Below are 24,831 nucleotides of genomic sequence, written 5' to 3' on the forward strand. Positions count from 1 at the left end.
CTACCCCGAAATCCTTATGCCCGAGTCGAATCCCCACAGGACCAACGTCATGATCATGTCCAGGACCACCACCGCGACGAGGCTGGCTCTGATGGCGCGTCCCGACGCGCGGCCGACACCTTCCGGACCGCCCGAGGCGTAATAACCCTGATAGCCGTGGATCAGGATGATCGTCACGACGAACACCGCGGCTTTCAGCAGCGAGAAGAGAACGTCGAGCGGCTGCAGGAATGCACTGAAGTAATGGTCGTAGGTGCCGGACGACTGTCCGCCGACCACGCGAACCACCACGGCGCACGACAGGTAGCTCAGAATGAGCGTCAGCAGGTAGAGCGGCACGATCGTGACGATTCCCGCGATGACCCGGGTGGTCACGACGAACGGCATCGACTGTATGCCTTGAGCTTCGAGGGCATCGATCTCTTCCGAGATACGCATCGCGCCGATCTCGGCCGTCATCCGGCATCCTGCCTGCGTCGCGAATCCGATGGCCGCGATCATCGGGGCAAGTTCGCGAGTGCTGGCGTACGCCGAGATGAAACCGGTCAACGGCTCCATCCCCACCATGCCGAGGGAATTGAATCCTTCGATTCCGACGGATGCACCCACCGCGACACCCAGCACGACGAGGACCGACACCGTCCCGCCACCGACGATCAGTTTCCCACTGCCCCAGGTGATGTCACTGAGAATGAGCAGCATCTGGCGCCGATAGGAGCGGACGGTATGCGGGATGGCGGTGAGCACCTTGACGCAGAACGTCAGTTGATGACCCAGCATTTCGAGAACGTCGAACGGCTTGCGTCCGAGATACCTGGCGCTGCGGGTGAGGTGGGCGGTGCCGTGCACGGTGTAGCGCGAAGGAGTTGCCATCTCAGCCCAACTTCTGTGGCATGAACATCGCGACCACCTGCGTGATCACGACGTTGACGGTGAACGCGGACACCACACCGAGCACCACGGAGGCGTTCACCGCGTTCGCGACCCCGCGGGGTCCGTGGGCGGCGGACAACCCGCGCTGGCAGGCGACGACAATGACGATGACGCCGAATATCTCGGTCTTCACCAGGGCTACCACGAGGTCCGCCACCGAGGCGAAGGACGCGAACGAGCTGATGTAGCTGCCGGGCGTCCCACTCTGAAAGCCGACGTTGATCGCATAGCCCGCGGCCAAGCCCATGAAGATGATGAGGATGCACAGGAACGGTGCCACCAGCAGGATGGCTGCCAGCCGCGGCGCGACAAGCCTGCGAACCGGGTCGATTCCCATCGTCGACAATGCGTCGATCTCGTCGCGGATGGTGCGTGCCCCCAGATCGGCAGCGACCGCCGCGCCTGCGGCACCGCCCAACAACAGCGCCGCAACGATCGGGGCACCCTGGCGGATCACCCCGAGGCCACCCGCTGCTCCTGCGATGGACGTCGCCCCGATCTGATCGGTGAGACTGCCGACCTGGACGGACACGATGACGCCGAACGGAATGGATACCAGTACTGCGGGAACCACTGTGACGGTGACGACGAACCAGGCCTGGTCGATGGTGTCACGCCACGGATGACGCAGCGTGACGATATCTCGCGCGAGGTGAACGAAGGCCAGTACGCCCAGCTCCAGAGTTTGACCGAACGTTCTGAATCCACCGGAAACCCCGCCGCTGACGCGTGTGAGCGCCGACATCGGCGACGACAATTTCCCACCCCCCAGCTCGTGTTCGGCGCGACTCCCCTCGCGCAGAAAACGAAAACTACCAGCCGACAAACGACCAAGTGACGTTTTCATCACTTGGTGGGCTATGACTGATCACAGACTTCCGGTGAGTCGATCGGGGTTCGGAACGGTCATCGAGCGCTCGAAAATCGCAGTGTGGCGAGGGCGCGATGAGCTTCGAGTTCGGACCGCTTGCCCCGCTTTACTGATACTTTGGATCTTCATCGACGCTGGGAGAACAGATTGACATCCGCCCCGGACCGCACCCGCATCGAATTCCCCGACATCTCCTCTCGCACCTGGGAACACCCGTCCGATCGCGCCGCCCTGGTCACCCTGCGCACCCTCAAAGGTTTCGACACCGTTCTGCGCACACTGTCCGGGCTGCTGCGCGAGCGACAGCATCGACTGATGTACCTCGCCACGGCAGTGCGCGTCGACGAGCGACAGTTCAAGGACCTGAACGACTTACGCAGCGACTGCGTGCAGATTCTCGGTGCCGAGGAGACACCGGAACTCTTCGTGGTTCAGTCGCCGATGGTCAATGCGTTCACGATCGGAATGGACCGCCCGTTCATCGTCCTGACCACCGGCATGCTCGACATCATGACCTACGAGGAGCAGCGTTTCGTCGTCGGTCACGAGCTGGGGCACGCGCTGTCCGGTCACGCGGTGTACCGCACCGTGTTGATGCATCTGATGCGCCTCGCCGGCACCGTCGGCTGGGTTCCGGTGGGCGGTTGGGCGCTACGTGCGGTCATCGCCGGGCTGATGGAATGGCAGCGCAAGTCCGAATTGTCCGGCGACCGAGCAGGTTTGCTGTGCGGGCAGGATGTGCACACAGCAATCAGCGTGCAACTGAAATTGGCGGGCGGCGCACGCATCAGCGAGATCGACGTCGACGCCTTCCTCGCTCAGGCCGCCGAGTACGAGGCCAGTGGGGATCTGCGCGACGGCGTGCTCAAGCTGCTCAACCTCGAACTCCTCTCGCACCCGTTCTCGGTGCTGCGCGCCGCAGAGCTGAAGAAGTGGGTCGACAACGGCGAGTATGCGGCGGTACTTCGCGGCGACTACCCGCGCAGGTCCACCGACCACGAGGCCAAGGTCTCGGAGGAGTTCCGTAACGCAGCGCGCACGTACAAGAACAACTTCGATACCTCGGAGGACCCGCTGATCAAGACGGTGCGAGACATCGGAAGTGGCTTCACCGGAGCCGTCGACGCCGTCGGCAACGGAATCGGCGACGTGGCCTCGGACATCAAGGGGCGCTTCGATCACTGGCGAAAGTCGTAGCGCCGGAGCAGGACCCACGAACGAGAAAGGGCGGCGACCACCGAAGTGGTCGCCGCCCTTGTCGTTCCGTGAAGATCAGAAGTTGATCATGTGGCCTGCGAGTCCGTGGATAGCTTCCTGCAGTGCCTCCGACAGCGTCGGGTGCGTGTGCACGTTGCGCGCCAATTCGTTGACCGTCAGGTCCCACTTCTGGGCCAGGGTCAGCTCGGGCAGCAGCTCGGACACGTCCGGTCCGATGAGGTGCCCGCCGAGCAGTTCGCCGTGCTCGGTGTCGGCGATGAGCTTGACGAAGCCGGTGGCGTCGCCCAGTCCGTGCGCCTTGCCGTTGGCGGCGAACGGGAAGTTCGCGACCTTGATGTCGGAACCGCGGGCCTGAGCCTCTTCGCGGGCCTGGTCCTCGGTGAGGCCGAAGCTGGCGACCTGCGGCTGGCAGAACGTCGCGCGCGGCATCATGCGGTAGTCGTCGATCGGCAATGTCTCTGCGCCGCCGATGGTTTCGGCAGCCACGACGGCCTGCGCCTCCGCCACGTGGGCGAGCTGAAGCTTGGCCGTGACGTCGCCGATGGCGTAGATGTGCGGCACGTTGGTCTGCATCGTGTTGGTGATGCCGATGGCACCGCGATCGGTGAGCTCGACGCCGGTCTTCTCGAGGCCGAATCCGTCGACGCGGGGAGCGAAGCCGACGGACTGCATCACCTTGTCGACAGTGAAGGTCTCGCTCTCACCGGACTTGTTGTGCTTGATCGCAACGGTGACCTTGGAGCCGTCGTCGTCGATGCTCTGCACGCCTGCGCCGGTGATGACCTTGACGCCGAGCTTCTTGTACTGCTTCTCGATTTCCTTCGAGACGTCCTTGTCCTCGTTGGGGAGCGCGCGATCGAGGAACTCGACGATGGTGACGTCGACTCCGTAGTTCTTGAGGACGTAGCCGAACTCCATGCCGATAGCACCGGCACCGACGATGAGGATCGAACCCGGCAGGTCCTTCGTCATGATCTGCTCTTCGTACGTGACGACGTTCTCGCTCAGTTCGGTGCCGGGAAGCAGCTTGGTGGTGCTTCCCGTCGCGATGATCGCGTTGTCGAACGTGATCGTCTCGGTGCCACCCTTGGTCAGCTCGACCTCGATGGTGTTGGCATCGGTGAACGTGCCCTTGCCGTCGTACTCGGGGATCTTGTTCTTCTTCATCAGGAAGTGGATGCCCTTGACGCGGCCGTCGGCGACCTTGCGGCTCCGATCGAACGCTGCCCCGAAGTCGAAGGAGGCTTCACCCGAGATGCCGAACAGCTTCGCCTCTTTGGTGAAGAGGTGCGCCAGCTCGGCGTTACGGAGAAGAGCCTTCGAGGGGATGCAGCCGACGTTGAGGCACACACCGCCCCAGTACTTCTTCTCGATGATGGCAGTGCTGAGTCCGAGTTGTGCCGCGCGGATAGCAGCGACGTACCCACCGGGACCGGCTCCGAGGACAACGACGTCATAGTGTGAGGTCACGAGTCCCCAGCGTAGTCGTGCCGTCCGACGCTGTCTCGACCTGGTCTTCGTTACCAGCCGGTAGCCTCGCGAGCGCCGACCACCCCGACGGCCCGACTGCTGCTAGAACTGTGGAATGGCAATCTCGGACGACCCGTACCTCTGGCTCGAAGACGTCACCGGCGACGCTGCACTCGCGTGGGTGCGCGAGAAGAACGAGGTGACGGTCGAGGCGCTGAGCGGCACGGCCTTCGATGCCACCGAGGCGAGCATCCGAGAAATTCTCGACACCGACGCCCGCATTCCGTACGCCCGTCGTCGCGGGCAGTTCCTGTACAACTTCTGGCGCGACGCCGAGCACGTCCGCGGCCTGTGGCGTCGAACCACGATGGACGAGTACCGAACCGAGAACCCGGCGTGGGACGTACTGCTCGATCTCGATGCGCTGGCCAGCAGCGAGGACGAGAACTGGGTGTGGGGTGGCGCGCAGGTGCTCCGCCCCGATCAACGACTGGCTCTGGTGACGCTCTCCCGCGGCGGGGCCGACGCGACGGTGGTCCGTGAGTTCGATCTGGACTCCCGCACCTTCCGCGCCCCGGAGGACGGCGGATTCGCCCTCCCCGAGGCCAAGACCGACATCGGCTGGATCGACGCGGACACCGTCTTCGTCGGAACGGATTTCGGGCCCGATTCGCTCACCGAATCGGGCTACCCCCGAATCACCAAGCGGTGGCGTCGCGGCACCTCGCTCGACGACGCCGAGACCGTGTACGAGGGTGAGTCGCAGGACATCTCGATCTCCGCCTGGCACGATCGCACGCCGGGATTCGAGCGCGACTTCGTCCAGCGTGCCACCGACTTCTACAACTCCGAGACCTACGTCCTCGACGGATCTGCGTTGACCCGGATCCCGGCGCCGACCGATGCGTCGACCTCGGTGCACGAGAACTGGCTGCTGGTCCGAACGATGACGCCGTGGACGGTCGGCGAGCAAACCTATCCGGCCGGCGCACTGCTGGCTGCGGATTTCGACGAGTTCATCTCCGGCACAATCGCTCTCACCGTCCTCTTCGCCCCGGACACGCACACGTCACTGCACCAGTACGCGTGGACCGAGAATCATCTGCTGCTGGTGACGCTGCAGGACGTACGGACGCAGTTGCACGTGCTCACCCCTCGCACGAACGAGTGGGTCAGCACCACCGTCGACGGACTGTCGGACCTGACCTCCACCGAGATCATCGGCACCGACGCCGAGGAGAACGGCGACGAGTTCTTCCTCTCCTCGTCCGGCTATCTGACGCCGGCGACACTGCTGGTGGGCACGGTGGGCGGCGAACTCGAAGTCCTCAAGCAGGCTCCGGCATTCTTCGACGCCGACGGGCTGACGGTGGAACAGTTCTTCGCCCGGTCCGACGACGGCACCGACATCCCCTACTTCGTGGTCCGACGCGCCGATTCCAGCCCCGGACCGACACTGCTCTACGGCTACGGCGGCTTCGAGATCTCGATGACGCCCGGTTACAGCGGCGCAACCGGACGGGCGTGGCTCGAACGTGGTGGCACCTACGTCGTCGCGAACATCCGCGGCGGCGGTGAGTACGGGCCGTCCTGGCACACCCAGGTACTGCGCGCCGGACGCCATCTTGTGCACGAGGACTTCGCCGCCGTCGCACGCGACCTCGTCACCCGAGGGATCACCACCACCGAACAGTTGGCCGCACAGGGTGGTAGCAACGGCGGCCTGTTGATGGGCATCATGGTGACGAAGTACCCGGAACTGTTCGGCGCGTTGGTATGTCAGGTCCCACTACTGGACATGAAGCGATACCACCTGCTCCTCGCGGGCGCGTCCTGGGTGGCCGAGTACGGCAACCCCGACGACCCGGACGAGTGGGAGTTCATCTCGCAGTACTCCCCGTACCAGAACGTGGTGTCCGCATCCGAGCGTCGGTATCCGCCGATTCTGATCGCCACGTCCACCCGCGACGATCGCGTCCATCCCGGACACGCACGCAAGATGGCGGCTCGATTGGCCGAACTCGGTCACGACGTCAGCTACTACGAGAACATCGAAGGCGGGCACGGCGGGGCGTCGGACAATGCGCAGTTGGCGTTCAAAACGGCGTTGACCTACGAATTTCTGTGGCGGCACCTCGCTCGCAACTGACGGTCAGGCAGCGAGAGCGTCCTCGAACATCGGCCAGGAATCGTGCAGGTCGTCCTGCCAGTAGCCCCACGAGTGGGTGCCACGGTCACGCAACTCGAAGTGTGCCGGGATGTCGAGCTGCTCGAGGGCCGTCTTCAGCCTGCGAGTGCAGTCTCCGGTCGCCACCTCGATGGCACCGCCCACGACCATCTGGTTGAGCAACACGAAGCCGGGTCCGTTGGGATTGGTGCCGTCGAGGGTGTCCGATGCCCCGGCCAGTCCGCTGCCGTTGGAGATGTACAGCGCTGTGCCACGCAACTTCTCGGCATTGACCACCGCATCGTTGCGCACCCAGTCCCGATGATCGTCCGGCCCCCACATGTTCGTCACGTTCGCGCCCAGCGCCATGGACACGACCGTCTTGACGTATGCCCGTCCCAACGCGTCGGTGGTCGACGCGCATCCGCTGTACGAACCGACGGCTCGGTACAGCCCCTGATGGTGCGCGGCCAGGTTCAGGACAGAGGTAGCGGCCATCGAGATGCCTGCAATCGCGTTGCGGCCGTTGGTATCCAACAGATCGTCGACGAGCGGTGGCAGTTCGGCGGTCAGGAACGTCTCCCACTTGTTGCGGCCGAGCACGGAATCGTCGTGCTGCCAGTCCGTGTAGTAGGAGTAGGCCCCACCCACCGGGGTCACCACATTGACGTTCTTGTCGGCGAAGAACGACACGACGTCGGTCTGGGTGTACCAGTCCATTCCGTCGACTCCGCCGCCCGCGCCGTTGAGCAGGTACAGCGTGGGGCTCGGAGCCGTCCGATCAGGAGATCGCAGAATCTTCAGTGGAATGGTTCGGTCCATCGCGGCAGAGTGAACGAATGCCGTCATCGCGGTGTCGTCGGCCACCTCGGTCCGCACCACGTACGAGCCCGTCTGCACCGTCGCCGGATGATCGGTCGACGATGACGGCGTGGCGGAGGCAGTCGGATGGGCGCCGATGGCCAGGCATGCCACCACGCCCACCATGGCTGATCTTCGCAGTGCTACGGAGTAGCGAACGAGCAGACCACCACCGATTCGACGGACCGAAGCCCCCAGGCCGTTCATAGTCGTGCTCACTAACGTCGTCGAACAATTGTTGGTTCAACAGCTTTCTACACCAAAACGAACCATGAGTATGTAGAAATGACCAATAGCGAGCAAAACAACTGAAAGTTAATTCGAGTGAACTACTTGTGCATCCATTCGGCGACCAGGTCGGCGACCGCCGTGGGGTTTCGAATCCACCCGTTGTGGCCGAGCGGCTCGTCGACGTGCACCGAGGTGACATCGGCGTTGGCAAGCTTGCGCACGAGGTTGTCCATCGAGCCACGGGGCGCGAGGTCGTCGCCCTCGATGGTCACCGCCAGCACCGGAAGTGTCAGACGGCCCATCCGTTCCTCGTAGTCCATATCGGCCCCCGCAGGCTCGATCGATCCGGTCCGCGCGAACCGCGACCAATCGTCGATCAGAACCCGCGACTGCCGACCGAAGCCGCCGATTCCGATTCGATCCCCCGGCCAGAACCCGGCGATGCTGCTGGTGATCGCCATCGCCGCGGCGCCCACGTACAGCGGCACACCACGGGACGTGCCGAAACCGCGGTGATACGGCGACCCAGACGCCACCAGGATCAATCCGCCGAGCCTTCCCCTGATGCGGGCGGCGTACATCGAGCCGAGCTGCCCACCCATGCTGTGCCCGAGCAAATACGGCGTCGCCGCCGGGAACTGCTCACGAACCACCTCGAAGATCGCCGGAAAGTCGACCGAGACCAGCTCCTGATACCCGTACCGACTCGCCGAACTCGGTTTGGGGACACTGTCTCCCTGGCCGCGCAGGTCCCCGATCGCGGCCTGGAACCCGCGCGCGACGAGCGCCTCGGCGAACAGTCGGTAGTAGCCACCGGGAATGCCTAGGCCGGGAAGAACGACGATCACGGGTGCATCGTCACGGCCTTCACCGGGAAACAGTGAGACCGGCACCGTCGAACCGTCGGGCATCTGAATCGGAACCGTCTGCATGGGGCAACCCTATGATGCGCCTGGGATGCAACCGAATCTTTCACGGCTCGAATACGTTTCGAACGAACGAATGACCGGCACCCACGACAGGGTGGGCACCGGTCATTCGGATCTCAGAACTGGGATCAGAGCGCGGTGGGGGTCTCGGAGCTACCGGCGTTGAACAGTGCGAGGAGGATCTGGAGGATGGATCCGAGTTCAGCGGACATACGTAAAACTCCTTCATCGAGGGGGTGTGCAGATCTGCTGTGACTTATGTCACGCGATGATCTCTGCAAGAAGATTTCTACCTCAGAAGGTCACGCTCTGTATACGGAAAAGATAGTAAAAGTCGAAAATCTTGGTGTGACATCACAAAACGGCCAACAGCCACGGGACCGAGATGTCGCGGCCGCCCCCGACGGCGACCGCGACGATGTCGGACGATTACGCGGCGCTACCCGATGTCAGCACGCCGACGATCTGATCGACGATCGCGTCGACGATTCCGTCGTAGACGCCCGATGCGATGTCGGAAATGAACTGTGCTGCTGAACCCATGAGAACTCCTGTTGCTCGTGTGCAAGGACAGCCGTAAGCGATACGACCTCCCTCGTTCTTACCGCACGCTAAGGTTTGGCGCAGCCCCCGGTACCAACTCGAGATCCCGAAGAGGTGGTGCCGCAACGGTTCAGCGGAAATTTCACCGGTTGACCGACCAAAACTATTCGCCGATCACGTCTTTGGCGCGCCCCACGAGCAACGGGTCGGTTTCGCCCACGATTTCGGGATCCTTGTTCGCGTAGTCGAACTTGTTGAGCACGAAGCGCATCGCATTGATGCGGGCCCGCTTCTTGTCGTTGCTCTTGACGACCGTCCACGGCGCGACATCGGTGTCGGTGGCGCGAAAATTCTCTTCCTTCGCCGCGGTGTAAGCATCCCACTTGTCCAGCGAGGCAAGGTCCATGGGCGAGAGCTTCCATTGCCGCACCGGATCGACCTGCCGAATGGCGAAGCGGGTGCGCTGCTCGTGCTGCGACACCGAGAACCAGAACTTGGTCAAGCTGATGCCCTCGTCCACCAGCATCTGCTCGAACAGCGGTGCCTGCCGAACGAACTGAGCGTGCTGCTCGTCGGTGCAGAAGCCCATGACCCGCTCGACGCCGGCCCGGTTGTACCAGGACCTGTCGAACATGACGATCTCCCCGGCCGCGGGCAGATGTGCGATGTAGCGCTGGAAGTACCACTCGGTCGACTCACGAGCAGACGGCTTCTCCAGTGCGACGACACTGGCACCGCGCGGGTTGAGGTGTTCCATGAAGCGCTTGATCGTGCCGCCCTTACCGGCGGCATCTCGGCCCTCGAAGATGATGACGTGCCGTCGTCCGGTCTCCTTGGTCCACATCTGCAACTTGAGGAGTTCGATCTGCAGTAGACGCTTCTCGAGCTCGTACTCGGCACGCGTCATGCGCTCGTCGTACGGGTAGTTCTCGCGCCAGGTGTCGACGATATGGCCGTCGGGGACGGTCAGCAGCACCGGATCGTCGTCATCGGAGTCGTCGACGGCGAAGCCCGACGTGTCGGCAAGATTCACGGCCTTGGTGATGTCGAGCAAGTCGCTCAGATTCGTACGCGCAGCCGTGCCGTTGCGGAGATCGTTGTCGGTCATGGGCCGAAAGTTAGTGCTCATCGGTGACCAATCCATGGCGATTCGGTGAACACCCGATGCATCCGGTTTCACCGCAGGCACCACCCGGTCCGCAAGGGGGACGGACCGGGTAGCGCCGGTCGCGCACTCGCCGATCACGTGCGACCGTAGCGGCCCTCGCAGCGGTAGGTCCAGGGGTCGGCCCGGAAAAGTCGAGGATCTTGTTCGCGCGCCGTTTTCGGACCGCTCGTTTGTCGGGGTCGATATGGGTGAAATCCCCGATGTGCCGAAAGGCATTGCTGATGCAGACTTTTCAGCATGACATTCGAGAGCGGTTCCCCCAGAGAGTTCACCCGGTCGAGTTCACAGAAGATGATGGGAGGTGTATGCGGCGGAGTTGCCGAATATTTCGGCTGGGACGTCAACATCGTCCGACTCGCGACCGTTGCCGGCACGGTCCTGACCGGCGGCACCGTCGTGCTGATCTACCTCGCGGCGTTGATGCTGATGCCGCTCCGGTGAAGCCCGAACGCGACGAAGCCCCGGACCTCGACAACAGGTCCGGGGCCCCGCGACCGACTACTCGGCGACGCTGGAAAGCCCTTCGGCGCTTCCGGTGAAGAGCTCGGAGATCGCGTCGGCGATGCCTGCGGAGATGCCGTCGGTGATGATTCCGCCGAGGCCGCCTCCTTCGGTGCCGCCGCCGAGCAGACCGGTGATGAGATCGAGAAGCATGGGGTGAGCACCTTTCGGAGAAACGACGAGGCCTGGTTGAACATTGGACCAGGCGGCAGAAATATAACGCGCCCGTTCTGTCCGATCCGCCGTTTCGCCGAAAAAGTCCTGCGCCCCGTTTGTTGTCGAAAAAACTCCCGCTGGACCGCGGGTGAACTACTCCGTCTCGGTGATCAACCAGCCACAGGGTCCGGCGAGCTCGTCCGCCTCGGCGGGTCCCATCGAACCGGGCGCGTAGCTCTGTACCTCGGGCGGATTGCTCAGCAAGGGAGCGGCGACATCCCAGACATGCGCCAGGCCGTCGGGACGGGTGAACAGTGACCGGTCGCCGCTGAGCACATCGAGGATCAGGCGCGCGTACGGGCTCAGCGGCTCGGCATCGGGCACCGACTTCAACGGCAACGCCAGATGCCCCACCGACAGATCGAAATCCGGGCCCGGCTCCTTGACCGTCATCGCGATGTCGATGCTGCCGTCGCCGGAGAGGTCGAACGAGAGCACCGCGCCGTCCTCCGGCAGCTCGCCCAGCGGACTGTCGGCCGGTTTGCGGAACACCAACGAGACGCGCTGCTCGCTGACACCCAACATCTTTCCGGTGCGGAGCAGGAACGGGACGCCACGCCAACGGTCGGTGTCGACCCACAACGTGGCCGCGACGAACGTGTCGACCTTCGAATCATCGGCAACGCCCTCGACGTCGCGATACCCGTCGTACTGCCCGAGCACCACCTCGTCGGTGTCCAGCGGCCGGAACTGCCCGATCACCGTCTCGCGCGCCGCTTGCAGATCCTGCGCCTTCAGCGATGTGGGCGGCTCCATCGCGACCTCCGCGGCAACCTGGAACAGGTGGGTGACGAGCATGTCCAGCACGGCACCGGTCTCGTCGTAGAACTCGGCCCGATCGTCGATGTCGAGCGTCTCGGGGACGTCGATCTGTACCTGCGCCACGTGCTCGGAGTTCCAGATCCCGCTGATCATGCCGTTGGCGAACCGCAGCACGTGCAGGTTCTGCGTCGCCTCCTTCCCCAGGAAGTGGTCGATGCGATAGACCTGCTCTTCGTCGACCACCTCGTGCACCGCTTTGTCGAGTTCCTCGAAGTTGCTCTGCGAGGTGCCGAACGGCTTCTCGTAGACCACGCGGGAGCCGTCGGCCAGACCGTGTGCTCCCAGGGCCTTCGTGTAATCGACGAAGGTGCTCGGCGGCAGAGCGATGTAGTGCACCAGCTGGGCGTCGTCGCCGATGCCCTTCTTCGCGTCGGCGACGACCTCGGGCAACTCACCGGGATCGTCGACGGTGAAGCCGTTGCCCGCGAAGCGGATTCGCTCGGAGAATGTCGACCAATCGTCCTCGGCCACGTTCTCGGCGAATTCGTCGAGGACGCTGCGGACGTGATCGCGGAATTCGTCGTCGGAGGAATCCTTGCGGCCGTTGCCGATCAGGACCCATTTCTCGGGGAGCAGACCTTCGAGATGGAGTTGGTAGAACGACGGCAGGACCATTCGCTTCGCGAGGTCTCCGGTTGCGCCGAACAGGACGAATACAGTGGGTTGCGAGGACGCCATGACCTCCACTATGCACCGACCCGAGCCGAGCATGGCTACAGTCGGTGTGATGACCAGATCACGGTTTCACGGTGAGATCTACGGGGTAGGTACGACGTCCGGTGTGCGGATCGTCGTCGGCCACTGGACGCGATCGCCGCTCGGCGAATTCACCGACGTCATGATCCAGTTCGCCGACGGGAGACGTCTGCTGATCGCCCCCGACGAGGACGTACGCGAATTCGTCACCGCCACATACACGTTCGACGACACCGAACTGGTCCCGGTTACCTTCACGGCGGAACCCGATCACATGGGTCGTTCCGCAGGCTCCACTCCCGCCGGTTGGCGATCGGTGCAGGCAGGCGACCTCTCCGTCAGGATCCGAGTCGCCGGGCCCACCGCCCTGGGGCGATTGCTGTCGATCGTTCCCGACTCGATCTCCACCGCGCCGTGGTTCTGCAGCATCAGCGACCCCATCGCCCGCGTGGTGCTGCGCGGAGTGCGCACCCGCGGCAGCGCGGGCAACGACCGACGCGAGTACTACGGTGCCCGCCACCAACATCGCGTCACCGATGTCTCGGCGTCCTGGCAGGGCGAGGACCTCGGATCGCTCACCCCCGTCACTCCCCCGGTGACGTTCGGCTTCGGCAGCACCCCGGCGGCACCGTCGGTCACATCCATCACCACGACGATCGACAGCTGACCGAAGGACGAAAGTCCCCCGAGGTGGGGACGTAAAGGGCTGCTTTCGCGGCCCCACAGCGGACAGGATTGCGGCGTGACCCTGACCGCTCCCGCACGTCCCGTGCCCGCCGCCCATCCCGTTCTGTCTCCCGCCGCCGAGGCCGTCGTCCGCGCCACTGCCGGTGTGGTGGCAGAACACTCCGAAACGATCAGTGCCCGCTTCTACGAGTCGATGCTCGGTGAACGCCCCGAGCTGTGGCGTCTGTTCAATCGCGCGAATCAGGAAACCGGCGAGCAGAGTCGGGCATTGGCCGCATCGGTGGTCGGCTACGCCGTTCAGCTGATCGACCCGGACGCACCGTCGTTCGAGCCGGTGTTGCGCCGCATCGCCGGCAAGCACATCACGCTCGGCATCACCCCGGAGCAGTACACCCTCGTCGGCCGACACCTGCTCGGTGCCGTGGCCGACATCCTCGGTGCCGCCGTTACTCCCGCCGTCGCCGCCGCGTGGGACGAGGTCTACTGGCTGTTCGCCACGCAGCTCATCGCCACCGAAGCCCGACTCTACGCAGCGGCAGACATCGACCCCCACAATCCGCTGCGCCCGTACCGCGTCATGCGGCGCACGCAGGAAAGCCCCGGCACGGTCTCGCTCGTCCTCGAACCCGCGGACGGCGCTCCCCTTCCCGCACTCGAGGCCGGCCAGTACGTCACGGTGTTCGCCGACCTCGCCGACGGCACTCGGCAGCCGCGTCAGTACAGCGTCTCGTCCATCGCCTCCGACACCCGCCTTCAGATCACGGTGGCGCAGGTACGCAACGGTCCGCCCGGGCAGGTCTCGACGCACCTTCAGGAGGCTGTTGCCGTCGGCGACATTCTCGAAGTGAGCAGTCCCGCAGGTGATTTCGGAGTGCCCATCGGCGACGGGCCGCTGTTGATCGCCACCGCCGGTGCCGGAATCACCACCGTGCTGCCGCTCGTCGAGCACCTCGCCCGAACTCAGCCCGCCCGAAAGCTGATACTGGCCCACGCGGACCGTAGCCGCGCCGACCACGCATTACGAGAGGCGATCGCCACTGCGGCCGAAGCACTCGACTACGTCGTCGATCACGCCTGGTACGAGACCGTCCAAGCGGACGATTCGACGTCGTTCACCGGATTGATGGATTTCGATCGGCTCGCCTTCACCCCGGATACCCACGTGCTCAGCTGCGGACCGTTGCCGTTCCTGCGCGCCGTCCGCCTCGCGGCCCTCCAGCGTGGTGTGCCTTCGGAACGCATCTCCTACGAGGTGTTCGGTCCGGACCTGTGGTCTCCCGTCACGGTGGCCGGGTGAAGAAGGTCTCGCTCGACGCCCTTACGCGCGAGCTGATGGTCAAGGCCACCTCGGCGTCGTCGCGTCGGGCGGCGTCGGCGGTGTACGGAGGCCACGAGCATGCTCTCCGGCAGACCCTCATCGCACTCGCGGCCGGTGCCGAACTGTCCGAGCACAGCAATCCAGGCGAGGCCACAGTGCACGTCCTGTCCGGTCGGGTCGAATTGCTCAGCGGCGACGACGTCTGGAGCGGGATGACCGGCGATCTGTTGGTGGTTCCCGATGCACCGCACTCGCTGCGGGCCACCACCGATGCGGCTGTTCTGCTGACGACGGTGGTCACCTCGGCCTAGACCACCGAAGCGCCGGATGCCCGCAGATCGTCGAGGGCCGCGGCCGATGACTCCGGTGCTACTCCCGCAACGAGGTCGGTGAGAACACGAACCTCGAGCTTCTCGGCCACAGCGTCTTTCGCCGAGGCCAGGACGCAGTAGTCGGTCGCAAGTCCGACGACGTCGATGTCGGTGACCTCGTTGGCGGTGAGTATCTCGGTCAGCGGTGTCCCGTCCTCGGTGACACCCTCGAACGCCGAGTACGACGGCTTGCCCTGCCCCTTGTAGACGTGCACGTCCACGGAACCGGTGGCGTAATCGGGGTGATACTCGGCGCCGACCGTGCCGGCGACGCAATGCACCGGCCAGGTGGTGACGAAATCCGGGGCGGCGTCGGTGGCGAAGTGTCCGCCGTTGTCGCCCTCCGCGTCGTGCCAATCGCGCGAGGACACCACCAGGTCGTACTCGTCCCCGTGGCGCGCGAGATACTCACTGATCTTGCGCGCGACTTCCGCGCCGCCGGTCACCGCCAGCGCGCCGCCCTCGGTGAAATCGTTCTGCACATCCACTACCAACAGAGCACGAGTCATGGATCCCAGTATCCTCGACGGGTGCGCGTGTCGTCTCTGGTGACCTACCCCGTCAAGGGATGTGCAGGCTCGACGCTGCATTCGGCTCACGTGAGCGCTACCGGCCTCGAACACGACCGGGCATTCATGATCGTCGACTCCGACGGCGCATTCCGCAGTCAACGTAGCGACCCCGTTCTCGCCGTCGTCCGATGCTCGGTGACGGACGAGGCGTTGACCCTCACACACGCGTCGACCGGTTCGGTGACCGTGCCGGTGGACCGGGACTCCGAGGCGCGCGACATCACGATGTTCCGCAGCCCGATGCGCGGAATCGATCAGGGCGACGAGGTCGCCGGCTGGCTCACCGAGGTGATCGAGGAGCCGTCACGTCTGGTGGCCGCGCCACGCAACCTCGGCCGCGTCACCGACGGAATCTCGCCCGGATCAGCGCAATTCGCCGACAGCTCGGCGGTGCACATCCTCTCGACCGCCACCTTGGCCGGTCTCAATTCTCGCCTCGACGTACCGCTGCCGATGGATCGCTTTAGGCCCAACATCGTCGTCGACGGCTGGGACGATCCACACCGGGAAGACGAGCTGCGGGAGGTGACCATCGGCGGGGCGCGATTGGCGTACACCAAACTCGCCATCCGCTGCGCCGTCACCACCGTGGAGCAGACCACCGGCGTGCGCACCGGCCCCGAACCGCTGCGCACACTCGGCGACTACCGCCGCGGTCGGCAGAAGGGCGTCGCCTTCGGGTCGAAATTCTCTGTGCTGCAGGACGGCACGGTGACCGTCGGCGATGAACTACGCGTCGAGAGTTGGGGCGAGTCGGAGTTGTAACTCGCGGGTGGTGCGATTTTTGTCCACTATTTGCTTTCGCAGACGGTTTTTCCGCCTACGAGAAGAAATCGTGGACAACCATCGCACCTGCTTCCGCTGCAACCAGCGCCGCCAACTGAATTCGCGCCTGCCCCGCCCGCAGTTCGCGGGAGAACACCGCACCCGCATCGACCAGATCGTGTCCACCCCCGCCGCCGCCGTACGTCGGCGAGGTCTCACCGAACGGCACCCGCGTCGTGACCACCACGTGTACCCCGGCAGCCACAGCTTCTTTCACCGCATGCACAACGCGGGCGTTCGTGTTGCCCGAGCCCATCGCCTCGAGCACGATGCCCGACGCCCCAGCCTCGCGGCACGCTTCGATCTGCACACCGTCTGCACCGGGATACAGGGCGACGATGTCCACGCGGATCCCGGCAATGGGCTTCCACGGCAACGGTTTCGGTCGCGGCAACGCAGCTGACCGGAACGCGTCGAGCTCGGAGGTGTGCTTCTTGATCGCACCACGCGCCGGCAGCAACCGCCCGCCGAAGGCGATCAACACACCGCGCTCGGACTGCGCCGCCGCCACCGCCGCGGCGATGTTGCCGGGGCCGTCCGGATCGGGATGATCGGCCGTGCGCTGCGCACCGGTGAAGACAACCGGGCGATCGTCGGCATGGAACAGATCGACGTACAACGCCGACTCCTCCATCGTGTCCGTCCCGTGCAGCACCACCACTCCGACGCAGCCGTCCTCGGCGAGCGCGTCGACCACCGCCGTACGGATGGTGTCGAGATCCACCAAGTCCAACGCCGAGCTGTCCTTCGACATCACCCCGCGCACCCGAACACCGTCGACATCGATCCCGAGACCGGCCACCGGACGAGACACCCCGTACTCGTCGCGACTACTGGCAATCGTGCCGCCGGTCGTCAGCAATGCGACATGGTCAGTCACTGCGCGCCGCCACCTCTCGAATTCGCTTGCGGCACACGAACCAACCACCGATCAGCATCGGCGCGATGAGCAGGATCGACGCCACCGTCCAGGTACCGACCGGTTTGTCGAAGGCCATCAGCACGAGTACACACGCCAGGAAGCCTAGCGTTGCGTACCCGGTGTACGGGGCACCGAAGAGCTTGAACGCAGGTCGGGTGACCGCGCCGGTCTTGGACAGCGACCAGAACTTGAGCTGACACGCCACGATGACGGCCCAGGCGCTGATGATGCCGAGCGCGGCGAGGTTGAGCACGATCTCGAAGGCCTGCGCCGGGACCACTGCGTTGAGCACGACGCCGAGCAACGTCACCACCGACGTCAGTGCGATGCCGCCGTAGGGCACACCCGACTTGTTCATCCGCGCAGCGAATGCGGGTGCCGAGCCGGCGATCGCCATCGAGTGCAGGATGCGCCCGGTGGAGTACAGACCGGCGTTGAGCGAGGACAGCGCCGCGGTGAGGACGACCAGATTCATGATTGCGTCAGCGCCCTCGACGTCGATGGCTCCGAAGAACGTCACGAACGGACTCTCGCCCGCCTGATAACTGCTGTACGGCAACAGCAACGAGAGCAGCAGCACCGAGCCGACGTAGAACACGACGATACGGATGATGACGGTATTGATCGCCTTCGGTATCACCTTCTCGGGATTCTGCGTCTCCCCGGCCGCGGTACCGACCAGCTCGATCGAGGCGTAGGCGAACACCACACCCTGGATCACCACGATCGCTGGCAACAGCCCGTTGGGGATCAGTCCGCCGTTGTCGGTCAGCACGCTCAGCCCCGGCTCCTGGCCGTCGATGGGCGTTCCGAAGATGACGAAGTAGGTACCGATCAACAGAAACGTCACCAGGGCCACAACTTTGATGAGCGCGAACCAGAACTCCAACTCACCGAACACCCTCACCGACACCAGGTTCAGACCGAGGACGAGCAGCAGGCCCGCGAGTGCGAACACCCACTGGTCGATGTCGCCGAGCGGGGCCCAGTACTTCTTGAAGAAGTTCATGTACAACGCCACGGCCGTCACGTCGACCACCGCCGTCATCGCCCAGTTCATCCAGTACAGCCAACCGGCCGCGAAAGCGACCTTCTCCCCGAAGAATTCGCGCGAGTACGAGACGAACGATCCGGACGTCGGCCGGTGCATCACCAGTTCGCCCAATGCGCGCAGGATCAGGAAGGCGAAGAATCCGCACAGTGCGTACACCAGCACGAGGGCAGGCCCGGCGTCACGCAGTCGCCCGCCCGCACCCATGAACAGCCCGGTGCCGATCGCGCCGCCGATCGCGATCATCTGGATCTGGCGTGGAGCCAACTCTTTTCGATAGCCGGGGTCTTCCTCGGTGAAGGCCTTGCGGGTATCGACACTCCGATTCTCTGTGGTCATCGCATTACCTCGTCGACGTTTCGGGGGCATCTGCATGCTCGACGGGGGCCACCCGCAGGTTCGCGAGATGCTCGGGGCTCAGGAGTCGATCCAACTCGTCCCGGGCCAGCAGCCCCTTCTCGAGGACGAGGTCGACGACATTGCGGCCACTGACCAACGCTTCCTGTGCAATCGCAGTGGATTCCACGTATCCGAGATACGGGCTCAGCGCGGTGATCAGGCCGATGGAGTTCTCGACGCGCTCGCGCAGCAGGTCCACGTTTGCGGTGATGCCGTCGACACACCGATGTGCGACGGTACGGCACGCGGCACTCAGATGCGCCATGCCGTCGGACAGGGATTTGACGATGATCGGCTCGAATGCGTTGAGCTGCAACTGCCCTGCCTCGGCTGCCATCGTGATCGTGACGTCGTGGCCGATCACCTCGTAGGCGACCTGGTTGAGCACCTCGGGGATGACGGGGTTGACCTTGCCGGGCATGATCGACGAACCGGCCTGCATCGGAGGCAGATTGATCTCGTTGAAGCCCGCCCGCGGCCCGGAAGACAGCAGCCGGAGGTCGTTGCAGATCTTCGACAGTTTCACCGCGACACGCTTGAGTACACCGGACAGGTGCACGAACTGGCCCACGTCCTGCGTTGCCTCGATCAGGTCCGTCGCAGTCACCAGCGGCAGACCGGTGATGGTCCGCAGGTGCGCGACGGCCGATTCGGTGTAGCCGGCGGGGGCGTTGAGCCCGGTACCGATGGCGGTGGCTCCGAGGTTGATCTCGTGCACCAGCAGCGCTGCTTCTTCGAGCCGCGAGCAGTCCTCGTCGATCATGATCGCGTAGGTACCGAACTCCTGACCGAGGGTCATCGGCACTGCGTCCTGCAGCTGCGTGCGGCCCATCTTGACCACGGTGGCGAACTCGCTTGCTTTGCGGCCGAACGAATCTCGCAACACCTTCATCGAGGCGATCAACTCGTGGACGGCGAAGATCGTCGCGATGTTCACCGACGTCGGGTACACGTCGTTGGTGGACTGCGACGCATTCACGTGCTCGTTGGGGTGCAGCATGCTGTAGTCGCCGTGCGGGTGGCCGAGGATTTCCAGCGCGCGATTCGCGATGACCTCGTTGGCGTTCATGTTGGTCGAGGTGCCGGCACCGCCCTGGATGACGTCGACGACGAACTCCTCGTGCCACTGGCCGTCGAGAATTTCCTGGCACGCCGTGCGGATCGCTTCCCCGCGGGTGGCGTCGAGAATTCCGAGATCCTGATTGGCCGACGCAGCTGCCCACTTCACCGCCGCGAGTCCGCGAACGAGGTGCGCATTGGTGGAGATCGGACGCCCGGTGATGGGGAAGTTCTCGAGAGCGCGCAGGGTATGGATTCCCCAGTACACGCTCGACGGGATTTCACGTTCCCCGAGAAGATCCTTCTCGATGCGGGTATCGGCCACGGTGCGCTCCTAGGTGAGGGTGTCCAGCTGTCCGGCTGTCTGACAGGTAGAGTGTGGCGGAGAACACCTCGCCGGTCAACCCCACGCTAGGATCACGTCATGAACTTGTCGGACAGCTGGGCAGTCAGTGCGCCCACGAATGCCCGAATGAGCGCAGCCGAGGCGGTGTTCGCGGACCTCCGCGCAGCGATCGCGTCGGGCGATCTACCCGTAGGGCAGAAGTTGCCGTCCGAGGCCGCGCTCGCCACCAGGCACAGCGTCAGCCGCTCGGTCATTCGCGAGGCGCTGCGCTCCTGCCACGCCCTCGGCCTGACCGAAACCAAAACGGGCCTCGGCACTTTCGTCATTCGTGACCGCGTCGGAAACGACCTCGACATCGGCAACTACGCGGCCCGCGAACTGATGGAGGCCCGCCCTCACGTGGAGATTCCCGCAGCCGGCTGGGCCGCGGAGCGTCGCACCGACGAGGAGTTGACGGTGCTCGCCGGCCTGGCCGACGAGATGCGTTCGGAGGACGACCACGAGGCTTGGGTACTGCTGGACGCGCAATTCCACACCGCGATCGCGCGGGCGAGCAAGAACCGCGTGTTCGAGTCGATCATCGTCGACATACGCGACGCGTTGACGCGGCAATCGGAAACCCTCAACCTCGTTGCGCACCGGCAGGAGCAATCCAACGTCGAGCACGACGCGATCGTCGACGGCATCCGATCCGGCGAGTACGACGCGGCAGCACGCGCCATGACCGCGCACCTCGATGCGGTGCGCAATGCCGTGGAGTCGCTCGCCGATCGACCCAGCTAGTCGTTCGGCCCAGGTTGCCCTACGACTAAGCTGCGGGCCGTGACGAAGGTACTGAACTCTCTCCCGGTCGGCGAACGAATCGGCATCGCATTCTCCGGTGGTCTCGACACCTCGGTGGCTGTCGCCTGGATGCGCGAACACGGCGCGATCCCGTATGCCTACACCGCCGACATCGGCCAGTACGACGAGCCGGATCTGTCCGATGTGCCCGAGCGCGGTCTGGCCTACGGGGCCGAGCAGGCGCGGCTCATCGACTGCCGTGAACCGCTCGTCGAGGAGGGCCTGGCGGCGCTGACCTGCGGCGCGTTCCACATCCGCTCGTCGCTGCAGACGTACTTCAACACCACCCCGCTCGGCCGCGCGGTCACCGGCACCATGCTGGTGCGCGCGATGGCCGAAGACGGAGTCTCGATCTGGGGCGACGGATCGACGTACAAGGGCAACGACATCGAGCGGTTCTACCGCTACGGCCTGCTCGCCAACCCGCAGCTGCGGATCTACAAGCCCTGGCTCGACGAGGCGTTCGTCGCCGAGCTGGGCGGTCGGCACGAGATGTCGCAGTGGCTCACCCAGCGCACCCTCCCCTACCGTGACTCGGCCGAGAAGGCCTACTCCACCGACGCCAACATCTGGGGTGCCACCCACGAGGCGAAGAAGCTCGAATACCTCGACACCTCGCTCGAGATCGTCAGCCCCATCATGGGCGTGCGGTTCTGGGACCCCGAGGTGGAGATCGCGCCCGAGGAAGTCACCGTCGAGTTCGAGCGCGGCCGCCCCGTCCGCATCAACGGCAAGAGCTTCGACAGCGCCGTCGACCTCGTCATGGAAGCCAACGCCATCGGTGGACGCCACGGCCTCGGCATGAGCGATCAGATCGAGAACCGCATCATCGAAGCCAAGAGCCGCGGCATTTACGAGGCTCCCGGCATGGCGCTGCTGCACATCACCTACGAGCGCCTCGTCAACGCCATCCACAACGAGGACACCGTCGCCTCGTACCACAACGAGGGCCGTCGACTCGGCCGCCTGCTGTACGAGGGACGCTGGTTCGATCCTCAGGCGCTGATGCTGCGCGAGGGCCTGCAGCGCTGGGTCGGCAACGTCGTCAGCGGCAGCGTGACGCTGCGACTGCGCCGCGGCCAGGACTTCACGATCGTCGACACCCAGGGCAGCAACTTCAGCTACCACCCCGAGAAGCTGTCCATGGAACGCAGCCAGGGCCAGGCGTTCTTCCCCGGCGACCGCATCGGTCAGCTCACGATGCGCAACCTCGACATCGCAGATTCGCGCAGCAAGCTCGAGCAGTACGCCGCCCAGAATCAACTCACGGCCTGGGGCGAACTGATCGGCGAACTCCCCGCAGGCGGAGCCGACGCCATCGCCGCCAGCGGTCCCGACGGTTCCGTGGACTCCTCGGCACTCGACCACGCCGCCATCGAGTCCGGTACTGACTGATCTGTTGCCGCCCAACTCGCAGTTATGTACGGATTTCCGCTGATTTCTCTACATAACTGCGAGTTCGGCGGCTATTCCTCGGGCTCCGTCAAACCCTCGTGCTCGTCCCGCTCTGCCCATTCGAGTAGCTCGTCGATCGCGAACACCGCCTCGTCGATGCCCGAGTGGAGATCGCCCAACTCGGCGAACCTGGCCGGCACCGTGAACATCGTGAACTCACGAGGGTCGACGTCGGCCACCTCGTCCCACGAGATCGGCGTCGACACCGTCGCCTGTTGATTTCCGCGCACCGAATACGCGCTGGCGATCGTGTGGTCTCGGGCGTTCTGGTTGTAGTCGACGAACAGTTTCGACGGGTCGCGGTCCTTGCGCCACCACGTCGTCGTCACGTCGTCCGGGGCTCGTCGCTCGACCTCGCGCGCGAAAGCCAGTGCAGCCCTTCGCAAGTCCTTGAATCCGTGGGCCGGGTCGATGCGTACGTAGATGTGCAGCCCGTGTCCGCCGGAGGTCTTGGGCCAGCCGACGGCACCGAGGTCGTCCAACACTTCCTGGACCACCCCGGCCACGCGTCGTACTCGGTCGAAGGAACAGTCGGGCATCGGGTCGAGGTCGATGCGCCACTCGTCGGGCATCTCGACGTCGGCGCGACGGCTGTTCCACGGATGGAATTCGACGGTCGACATCTGGACCGCCCAGGCCACGTGCGCCAGCTCCGTCACGCACAATTCGTCCGCGGTGCGGTTGTAGCGGGGAAACGTCACCTGCACCGTTTCGAGCCACGGTGGCGCTCCGTTGGGCACGCGTTTCTGATGCACCTTGTCGCCGGCGAGGCCCTTCGGGAAGCGGTGCATCATGCACGGTCGTTCCCGCAGCGCCCGCACGATGCCGTCGCCCACGCTCAGGTAATAGTTCACCAAATCCAGCTTGGTGGCACCACTCTCGGGGAAATACACCCGATCTGGGTTGGAGATGCGGACGCTGCGCTCGCCCACCGGTATCTCGATCGACGGTGAGCTACTGGCCATGAGATCGAGAGTAGGCGATTCCCCCGACGGCAGGCATGCTCTCCACTCAATCCGGGTACAGCAACAAGGCCATCGACAACAAGGAGCAACGTTGATCTTCATCACCGCCAAGTTCAAGGTCAAGCCCGAGCACGCGGACAACTGGCCCGAGATCTCACGCGACTTCACGCAGGCCTGCCAGGCCGAGGAAGGGTGTCTCTGGTACTTCTGGTCGCGCACGCTCGACGATCCCACCGAGTACGTCCTGGTGGAAGCGTTCAAGGACCCCGATGCCGGTGCGGCTCATGTGAACTCGGATCACTTCAAGCAGGCCCAGAAGGATCTCCCGCCGTACCTGCAGGAGACGCCGAAGATCATCAGCCAAGAGGTCGACGGCACCGACTGGAACGAACTGGGCGAGCTCGCGGTCGACTAGTTCGAGTCTCGATCCCGGACCGCCTCGCCCAGCGTCACGACGGCGTCGGCGAACTGGCCGGGCAACTCCTGCGGCGGGTTGTGGCCGCAGTCGATCTGGCGAACGTCGATCAGATCGGTGAAGTGCGCCGCGTGGTCCGGGCGGCCGTACAACGAGGCGACGGTGTCCTCGGTCGGATCGATCACGACCGTGGGCACCGTGATCCTCGGTTGCTCGGCCAGCAACTCCTGCGTCACTGCGTAGGCAGCATCCCCCGGCTCGATGCCGTAGCGGTGCCGGTAGGAATGCACGGACACGTCCACGAAGTCGGGGTTGTCGAACGAGGGTGCCGTAGCCGCGAATTCGGAGTCGCCGAACCGCCAGGTCGGCGACCAATCCGTCCACAGTGTTTGTGCGATCTCCGCGCGGTGGGCCGCGAGCCCGGCCCGGCCTCGCTCGGAATGCAGGTAGTACTGATACCAGTACCGCTTCTCGAGGTGCGGTAGCACTGGTGTGGACACTGCCGCGGCGATGTCCTGGATCAGGTATCCGGACACGCTCACCAGTCCGGATATCAACTCCGGCCACATCGCGGCGACGACGCACGCCGCTCGCCCACCCCAGTCGTAGCCGGCGACGATGGGCTCGTTCAGTTCCAGCGCGATGATCAGCTCGCGAAGATCGTGGCCGATCGCGGCCTGCTCACCGGAGCGCATCGTGTCGGTGTCGACGAACCGGGTGGGTCCGAAACCGCGCAGGTACGGCACCACCACGTCGTAGCCGGATTCGGCGAGCAGCCTGGCGACGTCGTCGTAGCTGCGCGGGTCGTACGGAAACCCGTGCAGCAGCACCACCGAACGACCGGACGGATCACCGTGGCGGTCGAACGCTACGTCCAACACACCTGCGCGAATCATCATGAAGTCCATGCTTCCACGACTGCGAATCGGGTGCAGCTGACCGCGCTGAGCGCGGCCCATTGCACCCGATTCGGGGCA

General features: G+C 64.6%; 24 protein-coding genes. 10 read left to right on the plus strand and 14 right to left on the minus strand.

Going from position 1 to position 24,831, the window contains the following annotated elements:
* A complete protein-coding gene (locus tag AB0366_RS05930; protein ID WP_237668981.1) occupies positions 1 to 780 on the minus strand; it encodes an ABC transporter permease in 780 nt (259 codons plus the stop codon).
* Between the two features lie 94 nt (positions 781 to 874).
* Entirely contained in the window at positions 875 to 1,678 is an 804-nt protein-coding gene (locus AB0366_RS05935) for an ABC transporter permease (protein WP_366243083.1), read from the minus strand.
* A gap of 273 nt (positions 1,679 to 1,951) precedes the next feature.
* Between AB0366_RS05935 and AB0366_RS05940 the strand changes: the two genes are divergently transcribed.
* Positions 1,952 to 3,001 carry a M48 family metallopeptidase gene (locus tag AB0366_RS05940; protein WP_128644830.1) on the plus strand — a complete coding sequence of 350 codons (1,050 nt, stop codon included), beginning with the start codon at positions 1,952 to 1,954 and terminating at the stop codon, positions 2,999 to 3,001.
* A 75-nt stretch (positions 3,002 to 3,076) separates the two neighbouring features.
* Here the strand turns inward: AB0366_RS05940 and lpdA are convergent, their stop codons facing one another.
* On the minus strand, positions 3,077 to 4,492 hold the full coding sequence (lpdA, locus tag AB0366_RS05945; RefSeq protein ID WP_128644829.1) for a dihydrolipoyl dehydrogenase: 1,416 nt from the start codon (positions 4,490 to 4,492) through the stop codon (positions 3,077 to 3,079).
* A gap of 115 nt (positions 4,493 to 4,607) precedes the next feature.
* Between lpdA and AB0366_RS05950 the strand changes: the two genes are divergently transcribed.
* A complete protein-coding gene (locus AB0366_RS05950) occupies positions 4,608 to 6,641 on the plus strand; it encodes a prolyl oligopeptidase family serine peptidase (protein ID WP_366243084.1) in 2,034 nt (677 codons plus the stop codon).
* 3 nt (positions 6,642 to 6,644) lie between these two features.
* Here AB0366_RS05950 and AB0366_RS05955 read toward each other — a convergent pair whose 3' ends face one another.
* The 3 genes from AB0366_RS05955 to ppk2 form a co-directional block, all read right to left on the minus strand.
* Complete coding sequence (locus tag AB0366_RS05955; RefSeq protein WP_366243085.1) at positions 6,645 to 7,727, minus strand: alpha/beta hydrolase family protein; 1,083 nt, start codon at positions 7,725 to 7,727, stop codon at positions 6,645 to 6,647.
* A 122-nt stretch (positions 7,728 to 7,849) separates the two neighbouring features.
* Complete coding sequence (locus tag AB0366_RS05960) at positions 7,850 to 8,683, minus strand: alpha/beta fold hydrolase (RefSeq protein ID WP_121872280.1); 834 nt, start codon at positions 8,681 to 8,683, stop codon at positions 7,850 to 7,852.
* 703 nt (positions 8,684 to 9,386) lie between these two features.
* Positions 9,387 to 10,331 (minus strand): polyphosphate kinase 2, encoded by a 945-nt coding sequence (gene ppk2 / locus AB0366_RS05965; protein ID WP_183130383.1) that lies wholly within the window; start codon positions 10,329 to 10,331, stop codon positions 9,387 to 9,389.
* A 297-nt stretch (positions 10,332 to 10,628) separates the two neighbouring features.
* Between ppk2 and AB0366_RS05970 the strand changes: the two genes are divergently transcribed.
* A complete protein-coding gene (locus tag AB0366_RS05970; protein WP_094613965.1) occupies positions 10,629 to 10,832 on the plus strand; it encodes a PspC domain-containing protein in 204 nt (67 codons plus the stop codon).
* Between the two features lie 57 nt (positions 10,833 to 10,889).
* Here AB0366_RS05970 and AB0366_RS05975 read toward each other — a convergent pair whose 3' ends face one another.
* Both AB0366_RS05975 and AB0366_RS05980 read right to left on the minus strand, forming a co-directional pair.
* Positions 10,890 to 11,045, minus strand: a complete 156-nt coding sequence (locus tag AB0366_RS05975; RefSeq protein ID WP_183130382.1) for a hypothetical protein — start codon at positions 11,043 to 11,045, stop codon at positions 10,890 to 10,892.
* 156 nt (positions 11,046 to 11,201) lie between these two features.
* Complete coding sequence (locus AB0366_RS05980) at positions 11,202 to 12,608, minus strand: glucose-6-phosphate dehydrogenase (NADP(+)) (protein WP_366243086.1); 1,407 nt, start codon at positions 12,606 to 12,608, stop codon at positions 11,202 to 11,204.
* A 49-nt stretch (positions 12,609 to 12,657) separates the two neighbouring features.
* On the opposite strand from AB0366_RS05980, the gene AB0366_RS05985 reads away from it, so the two are divergent.
* The 3 genes from AB0366_RS05985 to AB0366_RS05995 all read left to right on the plus strand — a co-directional run bounded on the left by AB0366_RS05985 (position 12,658) and on the right by AB0366_RS05995 (position 14,942).
* A complete protein-coding gene (locus AB0366_RS05985) occupies positions 12,658 to 13,293 on the plus strand; it encodes a hypothetical protein (RefSeq protein WP_366243087.1) in 636 nt (211 codons plus the stop codon).
* 75 nt (positions 13,294 to 13,368) lie between these two features.
* The gene (locus AB0366_RS05990; RefSeq protein WP_366243088.1) at positions 13,369 to 14,610 is read left to right on the plus strand and encodes a globin domain-containing protein; all 1,242 of its coding nucleotides are present in this window, start codon (positions 13,369 to 13,371) and stop codon (positions 14,608 to 14,610) included.
* Positions 14,607 to 14,942: a cupin domain-containing protein gene (locus AB0366_RS05995; RefSeq protein ID WP_366243089.1), complete on the plus strand. Its 336-nt coding sequence runs from the start codon at positions 14,607 to 14,609 to the stop codon at positions 14,940 to 14,942. Before AB0366_RS05990 ends, AB0366_RS05995 begins: the two co-directional genes overlap by 4 nt.
* On the opposite strand, the gene AB0366_RS06000 is transcribed toward AB0366_RS05995, so the two are convergent.
* Positions 14,939 to 15,511, minus strand: coding sequence for an isochorismatase family protein (locus AB0366_RS06000; RefSeq protein WP_366243090.1), 573 nt, complete (start codon positions 15,509 to 15,511; stop codon positions 14,939 to 14,941). The genes AB0366_RS05995 and AB0366_RS06000 overlap by 4 nt on opposite strands.
* A gap of 21 nt (positions 15,512 to 15,532) precedes the next feature.
* Between AB0366_RS06000 and AB0366_RS06005 the strand changes: the two genes are divergently transcribed.
* Complete coding sequence (locus AB0366_RS06005; protein WP_366243091.1) at positions 15,533 to 16,339, plus strand: MOSC N-terminal beta barrel domain-containing protein; 807 nt, start codon at positions 15,533 to 15,535, stop codon at positions 16,337 to 16,339.
* A 55-nt stretch (positions 16,340 to 16,394) separates the two neighbouring features.
* On the opposite strand, the gene AB0366_RS06010 is transcribed toward AB0366_RS06005, so the two are convergent.
* Genes AB0366_RS06010 through aspA form a run of 3 tightly spaced genes read right to left on the minus strand, consistent with a single transcriptional unit; the run spans position 16,395 to position 20,155 of the window.
* Positions 16,395 to 17,279, minus strand: coding sequence for an asparaginase (locus AB0366_RS06010; RefSeq protein ID WP_121872275.1), 885 nt, complete (start codon positions 17,277 to 17,279; stop codon positions 16,395 to 16,397).
* Positions 17,272 to 18,711, minus strand: coding sequence for an amino acid permease (locus AB0366_RS06015; protein ID WP_366243092.1), 1,440 nt, complete (start codon positions 18,709 to 18,711; stop codon positions 17,272 to 17,274). The genes AB0366_RS06010 and AB0366_RS06015 overlap by 8 nt, the downstream gene beginning before the upstream one ends.
* A 4-nt stretch (positions 18,712 to 18,715) precedes the next feature.
* Complete coding sequence (gene aspA / locus AB0366_RS06020) at positions 18,716 to 20,155, minus strand: aspartate ammonia-lyase (protein ID WP_121872273.1); 1,440 nt, start codon at positions 20,153 to 20,155, stop codon at positions 18,716 to 18,718.
* 99 nt (positions 20,156 to 20,254) lie between these two features.
* On the opposite strand from aspA, the gene AB0366_RS06025 reads away from it, so the two are divergent.
* Both AB0366_RS06025 and argG read left to right on the plus strand, forming a co-directional pair.
* Complete coding sequence (locus AB0366_RS06025; protein WP_366243093.1) at positions 20,255 to 20,959, plus strand: FadR/GntR family transcriptional regulator; 705 nt, start codon at positions 20,255 to 20,257, stop codon at positions 20,957 to 20,959.
* Between the two features lie 39 nt (positions 20,960 to 20,998).
* Complete coding sequence (argG, locus tag AB0366_RS06030) at positions 20,999 to 22,414, plus strand: argininosuccinate synthase (protein WP_121872271.1); 1,416 nt, start codon at positions 20,999 to 21,001, stop codon at positions 22,412 to 22,414.
* Positions 22,415 to 22,485: 71 nt separating this feature from the next.
* On the opposite strand, the gene ligD is transcribed toward argG, so the two are convergent.
* Positions 22,486 to 23,439, minus strand: coding sequence for a non-homologous end-joining DNA ligase (gene ligD / locus AB0366_RS06035; RefSeq protein ID WP_366243094.1), 954 nt, complete (start codon positions 23,437 to 23,439; stop codon positions 22,486 to 22,488).
* A gap of 91 nt (positions 23,440 to 23,530) precedes the next feature.
* On the opposite strand from ligD, the gene AB0366_RS06040 reads away from it, so the two are divergent.
* Positions 23,531 to 23,854, plus strand: a complete 324-nt coding sequence (locus AB0366_RS06040) for a putative quinol monooxygenase (RefSeq protein ID WP_121872269.1) — start codon at positions 23,531 to 23,533, stop codon at positions 23,852 to 23,854.
* Here the strand turns inward: AB0366_RS06040 and AB0366_RS06045 are convergent.
* Positions 23,851 to 24,753: an alpha/beta hydrolase gene (locus AB0366_RS06045; RefSeq protein WP_366243095.1), complete on the minus strand. Its 903-nt coding sequence runs from the start codon at positions 24,751 to 24,753 to the stop codon at positions 23,851 to 23,853. The two genes, AB0366_RS06040 and AB0366_RS06045, sit on opposite strands and share 4 nt — an antisense overlap.
* Positions 24,754 to 24,831: the final 78 nt, after the last annotated feature.

The sequence above is a fragment of the Rhodococcus sp. NPDC076796 genome (genome assembly GCF_040702765.1).
Taxonomy (GTDB): Bacteria; Actinomycetota; Actinomycetes; order Mycobacteriales; family Mycobacteriaceae; genus Rhodococcoides.

Coding starts and splice junctions, on each gene's coding strand:
- AB0366_RS05930 (WP_237668981.1), bottom strand. CDS start 780: ATGCTGGGTCATCAACTGACGTTCTGCGTCAAGGTGCTCACCGCCATC.
- AB0366_RS05935 (WP_366243083.1), bottom strand. CDS start 1,678: ATGTCGGCGCTCACACGCGTCAGCGGCGGGGTTTCCGGTGGATTCAGA.
- AB0366_RS05950 (WP_366243084.1), top strand. CDS start 4,608: ATGGCAATCTCGGACGACCCGTACCTCTGGCTCGAAGACGTCACCGGC.
- AB0366_RS05955 (WP_366243085.1), bottom strand. CDS start 7,727: ATGAACGGCCTGGGGGCTTCGGTCCGTCGAATCGGTGGTGGTCTGCTC.
- AB0366_RS05960 (WP_121872280.1), bottom strand. CDS start 8,683: ATGCAGACGGTTCCGATTCAGATGCCCGACGGTTCGACGGTGCCGGTC.
- ppk2 (WP_183130383.1), bottom strand. CDS start 10,331: ATGACCGACAACGATCTCCGCAACGGCACGGCTGCGCGTACGAATCTG.
- AB0366_RS05970 (WP_094613965.1), top strand. CDS start 10,629: ATGACATTCGAGAGCGGTTCCCCCAGAGAGTTCACCCGGTCGAGTTCA.
- AB0366_RS05975 (WP_183130382.1), bottom strand. CDS start 11,045: ATGCTTCTCGATCTCATCACCGGTCTGCTCGGCGGCGGCACCGAAGGA.
- AB0366_RS05980 (WP_366243086.1), bottom strand. CDS start 12,608: ATGGCGTCCTCGCAACCCACTGTATTCGTCCTGTTCGGCGCAACCGGA.
- AB0366_RS05985 (WP_366243087.1), top strand. CDS start 12,658: ATGACCAGATCACGGTTTCACGGTGAGATCTACGGGGTAGGTACGACG.
- AB0366_RS06000 (WP_366243090.1), bottom strand. CDS start 15,511: ATGACTCGTGCTCTGTTGGTAGTGGATGTGCAGAACGATTTCACCGAG.
- AB0366_RS06015 (WP_366243092.1), bottom strand. CDS start 18,711: ATGACCACAGAGAATCGGAGTGTCGATACCCGCAAGGCCTTCACCGAG.
- AB0366_RS06025 (WP_366243093.1), top strand. CDS start 20,255: ATGAACTTGTCGGACAGCTGGGCAGTCAGTGCGCCCACGAATGCCCGA.
- ligD (WP_366243094.1), bottom strand. CDS start 23,439: ATGGCCAGTAGCTCACCGTCGATCGAGATACCGGTGGGCGAGCGCAGC.
- AB0366_RS06045 (WP_366243095.1), bottom strand. CDS start 24,753: ATGATGATTCGCGCAGGTGTGTTGGACGTAGCGTTCGACCGCCACGGT.